This is a genomic window from Sphingomonas sp. S1-29, assembly GCF_026167545.1.
Taxonomy (GTDB): Bacteria; Pseudomonadota; Alphaproteobacteria; order Sphingomonadales; family Sphingomonadaceae; genus Sphingomonas.
Window position 1 is genome coordinate 2,023,390 of the sequence record NZ_CP110678.1, and the last position, 13,863, is coordinate 2,037,252.

At 66.3% G+C, this 13,863-nt stretch carries 11 protein-coding genes; 5 read left to right on the plus strand and 6 right to left on the minus strand.

The genetic code is table 11. The features are described 5' to 3' along the window. Nucleotides 1-86 precede the first annotated feature (86 nt). The 5 genes from OKW76_RS09570 to OKW76_RS09590 form a co-directional block, all read right to left on the minus strand. Nucleotides 87-1,136: a glycosyltransferase family 2 protein gene (locus OKW76_RS09570; protein WP_265548683.1), complete on the minus strand. Its 1,050-nt coding sequence runs from the start codon at nucleotides 1,134-1,136 to the stop codon at nucleotides 87-89. Nucleotides 1,137-1,308: 172 nt separating this feature from the next. Further along, complete coding sequence (locus tag OKW76_RS09575) at nucleotides 1,309-3,120, minus strand: DUF885 domain-containing protein (RefSeq protein ID WP_265548684.1); 1,812 nt, start codon at nucleotides 3,118-3,120, stop codon at nucleotides 1,309-1,311. Between the two features lie 189 nt (nucleotides 3,121-3,309). Further along, the gene (locus tag OKW76_RS09580) at nucleotides 3,310-3,690 is read right to left on the minus strand and encodes an acyl-CoA thioesterase (RefSeq protein WP_416221805.1); all 381 of its coding nucleotides are present in this window, start codon (nucleotides 3,688-3,690) and stop codon (nucleotides 3,310-3,312) included. A 191-nt stretch (nucleotides 3,691-3,881) separates the two neighbouring features. Continuing rightward, nucleotides 3,882-5,966: a RelA/SpoT family protein gene (locus tag OKW76_RS09585; protein ID WP_265548685.1), complete on the minus strand. Its 2,085-nt coding sequence runs from the start codon at nucleotides 5,964-5,966 to the stop codon at nucleotides 3,882-3,884. A gap of 122 nt (nucleotides 5,967-6,088) precedes the next feature. Beyond that, nucleotides 6,089-6,391, minus strand: coding sequence for a CC_3452 family protein (locus OKW76_RS09590; protein WP_265548686.1), 303 nt, complete (start codon nucleotides 6,389-6,391; stop codon nucleotides 6,089-6,091). A 135-nt stretch (nucleotides 6,392-6,526) separates the two neighbouring features. Between OKW76_RS09590 and OKW76_RS09595 the strand changes: the two genes are divergently transcribed. Further along, nucleotides 6,527-7,024 carry a winged helix-turn-helix transcriptional regulator gene (locus OKW76_RS09595; RefSeq protein WP_265548687.1) on the plus strand — a complete coding sequence of 166 codons (498 nt, stop codon included), beginning with the start codon at nucleotides 6,527-6,529 and terminating at the stop codon, nucleotides 7,022-7,024. Nucleotides 7,025-7,086: 62 nt separating this feature from the next. Here the strand turns inward: OKW76_RS09595 and OKW76_RS09600 are convergent, their stop codons facing one another. Continuing rightward, nucleotides 7,087-8,295: an LL-diaminopimelate aminotransferase gene (locus tag OKW76_RS09600; RefSeq protein ID WP_265548688.1), complete on the minus strand. Its 1,209-nt coding sequence runs from the start codon at nucleotides 8,293-8,295 to the stop codon at nucleotides 7,087-7,089. Nucleotides 8,296-8,419: 124 nt separating this feature from the next. On the opposite strand from OKW76_RS09600, the gene OKW76_RS09605 reads away from it, so the two are divergent. The 4 genes from OKW76_RS09605 (at nucleotide 8,420) to OKW76_RS09620 (ending at nucleotide 13,833) form a co-directional block, all read left to right on the plus strand. Beyond that, nucleotides 8,420-10,168 (plus strand): PHA/PHB synthase family protein, encoded by a 1,749-nt coding sequence (locus OKW76_RS09605; RefSeq protein WP_265548689.1) that lies wholly within the window; start codon nucleotides 8,420-8,422, stop codon nucleotides 10,166-10,168. 116 nt (nucleotides 10,169-10,284) lie between these two features. Beyond that, nucleotides 10,285-11,235, plus strand: a complete 951-nt coding sequence (gene phaP / locus OKW76_RS09610; RefSeq protein WP_265548690.1) for a phasin family protein — start codon at nucleotides 10,285-10,287, stop codon at nucleotides 11,233-11,235. 203 nt (nucleotides 11,236-11,438) lie between these two features. Next, nucleotides 11,439-12,704 carry a NupC/NupG family nucleoside CNT transporter gene (locus OKW76_RS09615; protein WP_265548691.1) on the plus strand — a complete coding sequence of 422 codons (1,266 nt, stop codon included), beginning with the start codon at nucleotides 11,439-11,441 and terminating at the stop codon, nucleotides 12,702-12,704. A 178-nt stretch (nucleotides 12,705-12,882) separates the two neighbouring features. Beyond that, the gene (locus OKW76_RS09620; protein WP_265548692.1) at nucleotides 12,883-13,833 is read left to right on the plus strand and encodes an isoaspartyl peptidase/L-asparaginase family protein; all 951 of its coding nucleotides are present in this window, start codon (nucleotides 12,883-12,885) and stop codon (nucleotides 13,831-13,833) included. The last annotated feature ends 30 nt before the right edge of the window (nucleotides 13,834-13,863 follow it).

Sequence of the window (13,863 nt, forward strand, 5' to 3'; positions counted from 1 at the left end):
TCGTCATGCCGGGCTTGAGCCGGCATCCAGGCGGGAGCTTTCCAGCGGCGTATCGCTTGGCGTGGACGGCGCACCTGGACCCCGGATCAATTCCGGGGTGACGAGGGGCCTTCTGGTGACGGCCGTTCAGCCGGACGGGGGGTATCCCCCTCGCCCATCTGCCCATCGCCCGCGCGATAGCCGAGCGTCGCCACCCCGCGCACCGGCCCCGCGACATCGGCGACCAGATAGAGCGGCCGCCGCTTCGATTCGACGTACAGCCGCCCCAGATATTCGCCGATCATCCCGAGCACGAACATCTGCACCGCGCCTAGGAACACCGTCACCAGCATCGTCGAGGTCCAGCCCTGCACCGCGCTGCCGGTGAAGAAGCCGATGCCGATATAGATCATCAGCAGGAACGACAGCGCGAACAGCCACAGCCCGATATGGCTGGCGAAGCGCAAAGGCGCGGTCGAGAAGCCGGTCACCGCGTCGAAGGCGAAGCTCAGCATCTTCGACAGCGGATATTTGGTCTCGCCGGCGTGGCGCTCGGCGCGGTCATAGGCAAACGGGACCTGGCGGAACCCCACCCACGCCACCATCCCGCGGATGAAGCGCGCCTGTTCGGGCATCGACAGCAGTGCGTCGAGCGCGCGCCGGCTCATCAGCCGGAAATCGCCGGTGTCGAGCGGGATCGGGGTGTCGGTCACGCGGTCGAGCACGCGGTAGAAGGCGGCGGCGGTCAGCTTCTTGAAGAAGGTCTCGCCCTCGCGCCGGCGCCGCACCGCATAGACGACATCGGCGCCCTCGGCGGCCATCACCCCGCGCATGTCGTTGAGCAATTCGGGCGGATCCTGCAGATCGGCGTCGAGGATCAGGATCTGGTCGCCCGAGCACAGGTCGAGCCCCGCGGTCAGCGCCAGCTGATGGCCATGGTTGCGCGACAGGTTGATCGCCACCAGCCGAGGGTCGGCGGCGGCAAGCCGCTGCATCACCGACCAGCTCTCGTCGCGCGATCCGTCGTTGACCAGCACGATCTCGTGATCGCCGCCCACCGCGCCATGCGCGGCTGCCGATACCCGCGCGTGCAACGCGTCGAGGCACGCGGCCTCGTTATAGCAGGGGATGACGATCGATAAGGCGGGACGAGGCATGGAGGCGCTTTAGCCGATGCGATGGGGAGGGCAAACCACCTTGCTCCCCTCCCTGGAAGGGAGGGGCTGGGGGTGGGTTCGGTCCGGGCGATACGGAGAGATCATGTACAGCGACGACCGTATCGCGAGCTCTCGACCCACCCCCGACCCCTCCCTTCCAGGGAGGGGAGCACTACCCCATCGCCGCCTTCGCGCGCTCTTCAACCAGCCGTTCGAAGATCGTCAGCGGCATCGCGCCCGACGACAGGATGTCGTGAAACGCCTTCACGTCGAAGCGCTCGCCCATGATCGCCTGCGCCTTGGCACGCGCGCGCAGCCAGCTGGTGTGGCCGATCTTGTAGCTGCACGCCTGGCCCGGCTGGGTGCAGTAGCGCTCGACCTCGCGCAGCGAGCGCGGGCGGGCGAAGCCGACGGTCTCGACCAGATAATCGGTGGCCTTTTCGCGGGTCCAGCGGTGATGGTGAAGGCCGGTGTCGATCACCAGCCGCGCGGCGCGGAAGAGATAGGATTGCAGGAACCCCGCGCGGTCGAGCGGGGTGGCATAGCCGCCAAGCTCGTCGGCGACGCTTTCGGCGTAGAGCGCCCAGCCCTCGGTATACGCGCCGAAAAACCCGATCTTGCGCAGCAGCGGCGCGGTCGCCCCCTGTGCGATGCTGATCTGCAGATGATGCCCCGGCACCCCCTCGTGATAGGTCAGCGACGGCAGCGTATATTTGGGCCAGTCAGCAACGCTCTTGAGGTTGATGAAATAGATCGCCGGGCGCGAGCCATCGAGCGCGGCGCGGCGATAATAGCCGTTCGAGGCCCCGTCCTGGATTTCGGTCGGTACCGCGCGGATGTCGAGCGGTGCGTCGGGCGGCAGGTCGAACATCGCGCCGAGCTTCGCCTGCATCGCCGCATTGTCGACGTTGAGGCTGGCGATCAGCGCCTCGCGCCCCGCCGGAGTGTCGGGATAGAGCTGGTCGGCGCGCGCGTTGAGCGCGTTCAACCGCGCGGCGACGCTGCCGCTGGCCAGCCCCTGCGCCTTCAGGATCGTGTCGAGCTCGCCGGCGATCTCGGCAACCTGTTCGATCCCCATCTGGTGGACTTCGGCGGGGGTGAGCGTGGTGGTGGTCGCCTGCGCGAGCGCGGCGGCATAGATTTCGGCGCCCTGCGGCACCTCCCAGATCCCAGCCGAACTGCGCGCGCCCTCGCGCAGCTTGGCGATCAGCGTCTGCTGGCGATCGAGCGCGGGATAGACCTTGTCCTCGACGATCGCCGCGGCGCGCGCGCTCCAGTCGCCGGCGATCCCGGCTGCCGCCGCGCGCCGCGCGAGCGATGTCGTCAAATTGTTCTCGGCGGCGGCCGGTGCGCGCAGCGCCGCCATCTGCCGGAGCGTCAGGTCGAGCGAGAAATCGGGCGCGAGATAGCCGCGCGCCGCCTCCTCGGCCTGCACCGCGCTTTCCTGGTCGAGGATGGTCGCGAAGGCATCGAGCCGCGCCAGATACGCCTCGGCATCCTCCACGGTCGTGACGGTATGCGCCGAATTGAGGAAATCGGGGGTCGAGAAATAGGCGCCGCCCTGCTGGAAGATCGTGAACGGGCGGATGACCGAGCCGAGCTTGAAGCGGTCCCAGGCGGTGGTCTGGTTGCGCAGCGAATACAGCACCACCTCGCGGTCGAGCCGCGCGGCGGGCGACAGCGTTTCGGGGGCGACATCCTCGATCGCGCCGATCGCCTTCTTCACTTCGCTGACGTCGCGCGCGCGCGCCTGCGCGCTGCGATCGGACAGTCGGCGCTTGAGCGCGGCGTTGGCGCCCTTGTCGAACCCCAATTGCGTCGCGAGTTCGGGCGAGCGCGGCAGCGCTGCCTGAAACACCTGGTCGAACAATTGGGTAAGCGCGGCATCGCCCGACCCGACCGCCGCCTGCGCGCGTGCGAAGCCGGGCAGTGCGGCGATCGCACCGATCGCGGCGGTGGAACTCAGGAAATCGCGGCGATGCATGGGAGGGGCCTTGGCTGAACGGTGTACCGCAAGCCTAGCGTCCGACGGGGGAGATTCAACCATTCCTCCCTGAAAGGGAGGGGCCGGGGGTGGGTAGATGCTTGGAGCTACGGTGCCGCGGGCGTGTGGCGCGAAGTATCGCGAACACTCGACCCACCCCCAACCCCTCCCTTTCAGGGAGGGGGGAAGTTAGCGCAGGAACCGTCCGGCGATATCCTTGGCGACGCGGATCGGGCGGCGCGTATCCGAATCGAGCGCGCACCAGCTGCTTTCGACTTCGGCCAGCACATCCTCGCCGCGCTTGATCAGCGTCGTGAAGAACGCGCGCGCGCCCTCGACTCGTTCGGCGACGACGGTGGCGATCAACGTATCGTCGAGAAAAGCGGGGCGGCGATAGGTGATCTCGTGCTTGAGCGCGACCCACAGGTGCCGCGCCACCGCCTCGGCGGGCGCGACCGCCTCCCAATAAGCGACCACGGCTTCCTGCACCCAGTTGAGGTACACCGCGTTGTTGACGTGCCCCATATGGTCGATGTCGCTCGGCGCGATCGAAAGTCGATGATGGTGCATCGTCGCAGAATGCTCCTTATTGACATTAATGTCAATGAAATGCGCTAGTGACTCAGCCTATCCCGGTCGCCCCCAGCTTGTCGAAGGACGACCCGAAGCTTCAACCGATGCGCAGGTGGATAGCGAAGGCCGACGCTTCGACAAGCTCAGCGCGAACGGAGGGTTGGCGGCGCACTCGCCCGCCCCATCGTTCACCCCCGCTCCGCCGCGCTCACCGCATCGGCCGCACGCAGCGACGCCAGCAGCTTCATCAGGTGCGTCGCATCGCGCACCTCGAGGTCGATCGTGTTGGTGTGGAACGTCGTGTCGCGATTATCCATGCGGATGCCGAGGATATTCGCCTTGTGCGCGCCGATGATCGTCGCGACCGCGCCGAGCGCGCCGGGCTCGTTCTTGAGCGTCACGTTCACGCGCGCGGTCCCGCCCTCGGCCTTGTCGCCCCAGGCGAGATCGACCCAGTCGGCGTCTTCGCCTTCGGCCAGCAGCGCGCAGGTGATGCCATGGACTTCGATCGGCATTCCCGGCCGCCGCACCCCGACGATCCGGTCGCCGGGCACCGGGCGGCAGCATTCGGCGAGGTCGAACGCCATGCCCGGGGTCAGCCCCTTGATGCTGATCGCGTGGAGCTGCGGCAGCATCATCGTGTCGGCGCCTTCGGCCGAACCCGGCATCAGCGCTTCCATCACCGCGGCATCGGTCACCTGCTGGCGCGCGATCGCCTCCATCAGCGCGCCTTCGTCGTGCAGCTTCAAGCGCTTGAGCGCGTCGGGCACCGCATCGGCGCCCACCGGCACCGGCAGCCGCGCGACGATGTCGTCGTAGAGTTTATGCCCCAGCGCCACGGTCTCGTCGCGCTCGCGGTGGCGGATGTGGCGGCGGATCGCCGCGCGCGCCTTGCCGGTGATCGCGAAGTTCAGCCAATTGGGCTGCGGCGTCTGCGCCTTGGATCGCAGGATCTGTACCTGATCGCCATTCTCGATCTCGGTGCGCAGCGGCAGCACGCGGCCATTCACCTTCGCCCCCACCGCCTGGTCGCCAAGATCGGTATGGACCGCATAGGCAAAATCGATCGGCGTCGCGCCCTTGGGCAGCTGGATCAGCTCACCGCGCGGGGTGAAGGCAAAGATGCGATCCTGGTACATCGCCATCTTGGTGTGTTCGAGCAGCTCCTCGGGGCTCTCGGCATTTTCGAGGATTTCGACCAGATCCTGAATCCAGCGCACCTGGGTATCAGGGCGGACCTCGTTCTGCTTGTACGACCAATGCGCCGCCAGCCCATGTTCTGCCTGGGCGTGCATCGCCTGCGTTCGAATCTGGATCTCGATCCGGTTGTCGCCGGCATGGAACACGCTGGTGTGCAGCGATCGATAGCCGTTGCGCTTGGGCGTCGAAATGTAATCCTTGAACCGCCCCGGCACCATCGGCCATTTGCGGTGGATCGCGCCGAGCGCGCGGTAGCATTCCTCCTCGGTGGCGACGATCGCGCGAAACGCCATGATGTCCGACAGCTGGTCTAGGCTGACATGCCGCTCGGACATTTTGCGCCAGATCGAATAGGGGTGCTTCTCGCGTCCCGACACCGCCGCCTCGATCCCCACGCGCGACAGCAATTGTTCGAGCCCGGCGCCGATCTTGCCGATCCGGTCGCCACCTTCCTTGAGCGCGGTCAGCCGCCGGGTGATCGATTCATACGCCTCGGGCTCGAGCTCGCGAAAGGCGAGCGTCTGCATCTCCTTCATGAACTCATACATGCCGATCCGCTCGGCGAGCGGGGCATAGATGTCCATCGTCTCCTTGGCGATGCGGCGGCGCTTCTCGGGCTTGGCGATGTGGTGCAGCGTGCGCATGTTGTGCAGCCGATCGGCTAGCTTCACCAGCAGCACGCGAATGTCGTCGGACATCGCCAACAGGAATTTGCGCAGGTTTTCCGCCGCACGCTGGCTCTCGGTCTGCGCCTCGATCTTCGACAATTTGGTGACGCCATCGACCATCCGCGCCACCGAAGGCCCGAATTTGGCGAGGATTTCCTCCGGCGTTGCCACCGTATCCTCGATCGTGTCGTGCAGGATCGCGGTGGCGATCGTCTCGTCGTCGAGATGCAGGTCGGTCAGGATCCCCGCCACCTCGATCGGATGGCTGAAATAGGGATCGCCCGAGGCACGTTTCTGGCTGCCATGCGCATGCATCGAAAAGACATAGGCGCGGTTGAGCAGCGCCTCATTGGCGTTGGGATCGTAGCTGAGCACCCGATCGACGAGTTCATATTGGCGTAACACCCGCACAAGATGGGGGCGCAGCGTGGCGATTGGCAACGGATTGTTGCGCGATCGCCCCCGCCGCGCCGATCATTCGTCGCGGTGGTGGCATTTCGATCACGCGATTCGAGGCCTTGGGCGCGTCATTCGGCGCGGGCGTTGCACTTGGTGAGCGCATCGGGGTCGAAGGCGGTGCCCGCAACGCTGAACGACTCCAGCGCGCCGACTTCGCGTACCAGCAGCTCGCACAAAATCGCCGGGCGCGTCGCCGATTTGGGCGCGCTGCAGCCGCCGTCGCCGCAGCGCCAGATCGTGTCGCGGGTGACCAGCTTCTTGCCGACCGCAGCGGTGGCGGGAACCGCGGCGTAATGGCCTTGGCCTTGCGCCGCGGCGGGAACGGCGAGGGCAAGCATGACGACGGCAGACGCCGACAGGATGGTGCGCATAGGCGATTCCCCCCAAGAACCAGTAGCAGATGACAACCTATCAGATCGTCGATTAGTTGCAAGATGGGACCTATGCTGCGAGGCAATATATCTGCCGCGTTTTCAACCCCGGTGCCTTGGGCTATGTCTTCGACGATGAACGAGAAAATCCGCGAGCCGCTCCGCGCTCTGGCGACTGCCTGTAGCCTGCCCGCCGCGCTCGAGGCGATGGGCGAACGCTGGTCGTTCATGATCCTGCGCGCCAGCTTCAACGGGCTCCATCATTTCGAGGAATATCAGGCCGAGCTCGGGATCGCGCGCAACATCCTAGCTAACCGGCTGGGCCGGCTGGTCGGTCATGGCATACTGGCGCGGCGGCCGATGGACGATGATCGGCGCAAGGTGGAATATCGGCTGACTGAAAAAGGCTATGCGCTGCTGCCGACGATGGTGGCGCTGCGGCAATGGGGCGAGCGCTGGGAGACGGGTACCCCCGCCTCGCCGGTGCTGGTCGACACCCGCGACCGCAAGCCGATCGCGCCGGTGCAGGTGATGAGCCATGACGGCCGCGTGCTGAACAAGAAGGGCGACATGGAATGGTCGCTGCCCGAGGATGTGCGCGACGCCGACGCGAAGCTGAAGGCGGCTGGGTAAAAGGCACTCCGTTCGACCTGCCCCCCGTCACCCCGGCACGGGGCCGGGGTGACGGTTAGGTCCTACCCCACCTTCGTGGTCGGGGTATTCACCCCCATCGACTGAAGATATTTCTTCACATTGCGCGCCGCCTGGCGCAGCCGTTGTTCGTTCTCGACCATCGCGATCCGGACATAGCCTTCGCCGTCCTCGCCATAGCCGACCCCCGGCGCGACTGCGACCTTGGCGTGGGTCAGCAGTTGCTTGGAGAATTCGAGGCTCCCCATCTCGCGCAGCGCGGGTGGCAGCGGCGCCCAGGCGAACATCGATGCGCGCGGCGCGGGGATGTCCCAGCCCGCGCGGCCGAACGATTCGACCATCACGTCGCGGCGCTTGTGGTACAAAGCGCGATTGGCCGCGACGATGTCCTGCGGACCGTTGAGCGCGGCGCAGGCGGCCGCCTGGATCGGCGTGAACGCACCGTAATCGAGATACGACTTCACCCGCGTCAGCGCCGCGATCAGCTTCTGGTTGCCGACCGCGAACCCCATCCGCCAGCCCGCCATCGAATAGGTCTTCGACAGCGAGGTGAACTCGACCGCGACATCCTTGGCGCCGGGCACCTCGAGGATCGATCGCGTCGGGTTGCCGTCATAATAGAGCTCGGAATAGGCAAGGTCGCTCAGCACCCACACCTTGTTCTCGCGCGCCCAGGCGACCAGCCGCTCGTAGAAGGCGAGATCGACCGTCTCGGCGGTGGGGTTCGAGGGATAGCCCACCACCAGCACGCTGGGGCGCGGCACGGTGAAGGCCATCGCGCGTTCTAGCGAGCGGAAATATTCCTCGTCGGGGGTCGTCGGTACGCTGCGGATCGCAGCGCCCGCGATGATGAATCCGAAGGTGTGGATCGGGTAGGAGGGGTTGGGCGCCAGCACGACGTCGCCCGGCCCGGTGATCGCGGTGGCGAGGCTCGACAGCCCTTCCTTCGATCCCATCGTCACGACGACTTCGGTCTCGGGATCGAGCTCGACCCCGAACCGGCGACCGTAATAATTGGCCTGCGCCTTGCGAAGGCCGGGAATCCCCTTCGACTGCGAATAGCCATGCGCGTCGGGCTTGCGCGCGACTTCGCATAATTTGTCGATCACGTGCTGCGGCGGCGGCAGGTCGGGATTGCCCATGCCGAGGTCGATAATGTCCTCGCCACCGCTGCGCGCCTGCGCCCGCATCGCGTTGACCTCGGCGATGACATAAGGCGGCAAGCGTTTGATGCGGTAGAATTCGTCGGACATGGATGCTCCCTTCGGACGTTACGCCCTTACGCGTATCGCCTGCCCAGCGAAAGCAGGCGCCGCGCGGGTTTCTTCGAGAGGCTCGCGCGGGTAGAGCAACGGCAACAGCAAGAGGATCTCCCGCATGGCCGAACCCACCGCTCCTCCCGCGGCACCCAGCCTGCAAGAGCTGCAGCATTGGACCGGGGTGCTCGGCCGCGCGCAGCAGATGATGATGGAGGCGGGCATCGACATGATGGCGCAGCTTCCCGCCGCCAAGGCCGCCCCAGCCTTCCCCGCGATGTTCGACCCCGCCCAGGCGATGCGCGCGGGCGCCGCCTTCTGGACCGACACGCTGCAGCTGTGGCAGCGCTTCCTCGACCCCGCGCACGCGGTGCCGGCGGCGGAAAGCCCCGAACACGCCAAGGACCGCCGCTTCAGGGCGCCGCAATGGCGCGAAGACCCGGTCTTCGACTTTCTGCGGCAGAGCTATTTCCTGATTGCCGATCACATGGTGAAGGGCGTCGATTCGCTCGAGGGCGTCGAGCCGCGCCAGAAGGAGCAGATCCGATTCGCCACCCAGGGCTTCATCGACGCGATGAGCCCGACCAACTTCCCCGCCACCAATCCCGAAGTGATCGAGAAGATCGTCGAAACCCGCGGCGAGAATCTGCTCAAGGGGCTGCAGAACATGCTCGCCGACATCGCCAAGGGGCAGATGACGCAGAGCGACACCTCGGCGTTCGAGCTCGGGCGCAACCTGGCGATGACGCCGGGCAAGGTGGTGCGCCGCACCCCGCTATACGAGCTGATCCAATATGCGCCCGCGACCAAGCAGGTGTTCGAAACCCCGCTGGTGATCTTCCCGCCCTGGATCAACCGTTTCTACATCCTCGACCTGACCGCCGAGAAGAGCTTCATCCGCTGGGCGGTCGAACAGGGTCTGAGCGTGTTCGTCGTGTCGTGGCGCTCGGCCGATGCGTCGATGAAGGACGTCGTCTGGGACGATTATGTCGAGCGCGGGCAGATCGACGCGATCGATACGGTACGCGACCTGCTCGGCGTCGAAAGCGTGCATGCGATCGGCTATTGCGTTGCGGGCACCACGCTTGCGGCGACGCTGGCGCTGCTCACCGCGCGCGGCGAGGCCGACAAGGTAAAGACCGCGACCTTCTTCACCACCCAGGTCGATTTCGCCGAGGCGGGCGAGCTCAGCCTGTTCGTCGGCGACGAACAGCTCAAGATGATCGATTCGCTCTCGAGCGACGGGTATCTCGACGGACGCTACATGGCGACCACCTTCAACCTGCTGCGCGGCCGCGACCTGATCTGGAACTATGTCACCAACAATTATCTGCTGGGCGCCGATTATGCGCCGTTCGACCTGCTCCACTGGAATGCCGACGTCACCAACCTGCCCGCCAAATGGCATCAAAGCTATCTGACCGACCTGTATCGCGACAACAAGCTGGTGGTGCCCGGCGCGATGCAGATCGCGGGCACGCCGATCGACCTGTCGACGGTGAAGACCCCCAGCTACATCCAGGCGGGGCGCGAAGACCATATCGCGCCTGCGCACAGCGTCTGGAAGATCACCGATCATTTCGCCGGGCCGCTGCGCTTCGTCCTCGCGGGATCGGGACATATTGCGGGGGTGGTCAACCCACCGAGCGCCAATAAGTATCAATATTGGACCAACGAGGCGAAGGTATCGTCGCTCGCCGATTTCGTCGCCGGCGCGACCGAAACCAAGGGCAGCTGGTGGCCCGACTGGATGCAGTGGATCGAAGCCGCCGATGCGACGCGAGTCGCCGCGCGCGGCGCGCGCATTCCCGGCAAGGGTAAGCTCGAGGCGTTGGCCGATGCACCGGGGGAATATGTAAAAACCCGCTGAATTAGGGGAGGTTAGGCCGCAGCATGACGGTTATGTTGCGGCGCAACACAAAATTTGCCTTTTGGGTGGATTCGCGGTAGATACTGCATCGCAGCATTTCACCCGAAGGAGGCATCATGGCCAACAAAGGTCAGCCCACCGGTCCGAATACCTCGGGCAGCACGACCAAGGCGAAGCCGGTGCAGGTAGCGGCAAAGCCGACGCCGGCAGCCGCCAAGCCAGCGCCCGTGGCAGCCAAGCCAGCGCCCATGCCAGCGAAGCCAGCGCCGGTCGCCGCAACGCCGCCCGCGCCTGAGATCGCCAAGCCCGTAGTGCCTGCCGCTGCGATTGAGGCGATCCAGCGTTCGATCGCGCCCGAGCCCAAGATTGCCTCGGCGATCGTCAACCCGGCACCCGCCAAGGTCGCCGCGCCGAGTTCGAGCCCCAAAACCAACCCCGCAACGACGCCGGTGCCAAAGCCCGACGTCGTCGCCAAGACCCAAGCGGCAGCGAAAATCCTTGCCGCACCGGTCGCCAAGACGACCGAAAAGGTCGCGAACACCGCAAAGAGCGTTGCCACCCAAACCGCCAAGGTCGTCCAGGCCGCGGCGCGCACCGTCGAGAAGGATACCCGAACCATGCAGACCGAAATGAAGAACGCCGCCGAGAAGACCACCGAGCAGACGCAGGCGATGCTGGGCGAGATGAACGATCGCGCCAAGGGCATGATGGAAAAGAACGCCAAGATGGTCGAGGAAATGAACGAGATGGCCAAGGGCAATCTCGAAGCGGTTACCGAATCGGGCCGAATCGCCGCCAAGGGCATGGAAGCGCTGACGCAGGAAGCCGCCGAGTTCGGCCGCAAGTCGTTCGAGCAGGCCACCGCCGCGATGAAGAGCATGGCCGCGGTGAAGTCGCCGACCGAGCTGTTCAAGCTGCAGAGCGATTACATGCGCGCCGCCTTCGACGCCTATGTAGCCGAAGCATCGAAGACCACCGAGCACATGATGAAGCTGGCCGGCGACGCTGCCCAGCCGCTGTCGAACCGGATGGCGATCGCCGCCGAAAAGGCAAAGCCGGTCGCATAATCGCGGACCGTGTTGCGGTAGAAAGGGCGGCGTTCCGAAAGGAGCGCCGCCCTTTTCCGTTCTAACCCCCTCCCCTCTGTGGGAGACGGTTGGCTGAGGGCCTTGGCCACAACATCGCGCTTCCATCGCCCGGCGTCCTGTGTCACCTGCGACCTTTCACCTGTGCCGGCGTTGCGCGGCGCGCTTGGGGAAGCGACAGGGTTTTGTTCACACGGTTTCTGATCGGCCTGGCCGGTATCGCGGTCATCTTGGGGCTCGCCGTCCTGCTGTCGACCAATCGCCGCGCGATCCGGCTTCGCGTGGTGGGGGCGGCGTTTGCGTTGCAGGCGGGGATCGCCTTCCTCGTGCTCTACGTCCCCGCCGGACGCGCGATGATCGGCACGATGGCAGCGGGCGTCACCGCCTTGCTCGGCTATGCCCAGGCGGGCACCGACTTCATCTTCGGCCCACTGGCGCGCCCCGACATGGGCGGCGCGAGCTTCGCGATCTCGGCGCTGCCGGTGATCATCTTCTTCGCCAGCCTCGTCTCGGTGCTGTATCACCTGCGCGTCATGCAGTTCGTGATCCGCTATGTCGGCGGCGCGATCGAGAAGGTGACCGGCGTGTCGAAGGTCGAATCGCTGTGTTCGGCGGCGAACATCTTCGTCGGCCAGAGCGAATCGCCGCTGGTCATCAAGCCCTATCTGGCCGCGCTCACCCCAAGCCAGTTGTTCGCGGTGATGTCGGTCGGCATGGCGGGCGTCGCGGGCACGATCCTGGCGGCCTATGCCTCGTTCCTTGGGCCGGCAGCATTGCCCTATCTGCTCGCCGCCAGCTTCATGGCAGCGCCTGGCGGGCTGCTGATGGCCAAGATCATCATGCCAGACGATCCGGTCGAGCCCGAATTGCCGCTGACGGGCGAGCCCGACGACGCGGTGATCGCGGTCGGCGAGAAGGTCGAGGAGGACGAACGCGCCGCCAATGTCATCATGGCCGCCGCGATGGGCGCGCAGATCGGCGTCAAGATCGCGGTCGCCGTCGGCGCGATGGTGCTGGCGTTCGTCGCGCTGGTGGCGATGGCCAATGGCTTGCTCGGCGCGGTCGGCGGCTGGTTCGGCTATCCGACGCTCAGCTTCCAGGCGGTGATTGGCAGCTTTTTCAAGCCGATCATGTTCCTGCTCAACATCCCCTGGGACGAGGCGGGCCGCGCGGGTGGGCTGTTCGGCACCAAGCTGGTGCTCAACGAATTTGTCGCGTTCATCGATCTCGGCCGGATGGGCGGGGAATTGAGCACCCGCACCACCGCGATCATCACCTTCGCGCTGTGCGGCTTCGCCAATTTCAGCTCGATCGCGATCCAGATGGCCGCGACGGGCAGCCTCGCCCCCAACCAGCGCCCGGTGATCGCACGGCTAGGCATCCGCGCACTGCTCGCGGGCAGCCTGGCGAACCTGATGTCGGCGGCGCTGGCGGGGTTGATCCTGCCTTAGACCCTGCCGCTTGAGTCCCCCTCCCGCTTGCGGGAGGGGCTAGGGGAGGGCATGTCGGCGAGAACTGTCGTCGTAAGACAGCCCCTCCCCCGACCCCTCCCGGCAGCGGGAGGGGGAAAGAAGGTACCCTCCCATGCCCTTCGCACGCACCATCCTAACCGCCATCGGAGCCCTGACCATGACTGCCACCCCCGCCGCCGCGCAAGACAATCCCGGCTGGACCCTGGTCATCCACGGCGGCGCTGGCGTGATCGAACGGGCGCGGATGACCCCCGATCGCGAGGCTGCGGCGCGCGCCGGGCTGAATGCCGCAATCGATGCCGGGACCAAGGTGCTGGCGGCGGGCGGCAGCGCGCTCGACGCGGTCGAGGCGGCGGTGCGCGTGCTCGAGGATGATCCCAGCTTCAATGCCGGGCGCGGCGCGGTGTTCACCTATGAGGGCACCAACGAGCTCGACGCCGCGATCATGGAGGGCACCACGCGCAAGGCGGGTGCGGTCGCGGGGATCAACGCGACCAAGAACCCGATCGGCCTGGCGCGCGCGGTGATGGAGAACAGCCCGCACGTGATGCTCGCGGGCGAAGGCGCCAACCGCTTCTCGCGCGAGCAGGGCCTCGAACAGGCCGGCCCCGAATGGTTCGCCACCGACGAGCGCCGCCGCCAGCTCGACGAGCTGAAGTCGCAGGGCGCCAACGCCTACGACATCGACATGAAATACGGCACCGTCGGCGCGGTCGCGCGCGATGCCAAGGGGCATGTCGCCGCCGCAACCTCGACCGGCGGCGTCACCGGCAAGCGCTGGGGCCGGATCGGCGATTCGCCGCTGATCGGGGCGGGCACCTATGCCGACGATCGCGCCTGCGCGATCTCCGCCACCGGCGCGGGCGAATTCTTCATCCGCGAGGGCGTGGCGCATGAAATCTGCGCGCGGGTGCGCTTCAAGGGCGAGACGCTGAAGGCCGCCGCCGACGTGGTGATGGCCGAAACGCTGGCGCTGGGCGGCACCGGCGGGGTGATCGTGACGGGGCCGAGCGGCGAGATGGCGTACAGCTTCAACACGCCGGGGATGTATCGCGGGATGGCGAGCGCCGCGGGCAAGCGGAGCGTGGCGATTTACGGGGACGAGTGAGGGTTCTCCCCTTCCCTTACAGGGAGGGGA

What these genes read in the sequence shown, in the direction of transcription:
- OKW76_RS09620 (WP_265548692.1), top strand. Translation starts at nt 12,883, where the DNA reads ATGACTGCCACCCCCGCCGCCGCGCAAGACAATCCCGGCTGGACCCTG.
- OKW76_RS09580 (WP_416221805.1), bottom strand. Translation starts at nt 3,690, where the DNA reads ATGCACCATCATCGACTTTCGATCGCGCCGAGCGACATCGACCATATG.
- phaP (WP_265548690.1), top strand. Translation starts at nt 10,285, where the DNA reads ATGGCCAACAAAGGTCAGCCCACCGGTCCGAATACCTCGGGCAGCACG.
- OKW76_RS09595 (WP_265548687.1), top strand. Translation starts at nt 6,527, where the DNA reads ATGAACGAGAAAATCCGCGAGCCGCTCCGCGCTCTGGCGACTGCCTGT.
- OKW76_RS09600 (WP_265548688.1), bottom strand. Translation starts at nt 8,295, where the DNA reads ATGTCCGACGAATTCTACCGCATCAAACGCTTGCCGCCTTATGTCATC.
- OKW76_RS09570 (WP_265548683.1), bottom strand. Translation starts at nt 1,136, where the DNA reads ATGCCTCGTCCCGCCTTATCGATCGTCATCCCCTGCTATAACGAGGCC.
- OKW76_RS09575 (WP_265548684.1), bottom strand. Translation starts at nt 3,120, where the DNA reads ATGCATCGCCGCGATTTCCTGAGTTCCACCGCCGCGATCGGTGCGATC.
- OKW76_RS09605 (WP_265548689.1), top strand. Translation starts at nt 8,420, where the DNA reads ATGGCCGAACCCACCGCTCCTCCCGCGGCACCCAGCCTGCAAGAGCTG.
- OKW76_RS09590 (WP_265548686.1), bottom strand. Translation starts at nt 6,391, where the DNA reads ATGCGCACCATCCTGTCGGCGTCTGCCGTCGTCATGCTTGCCCTCGCC.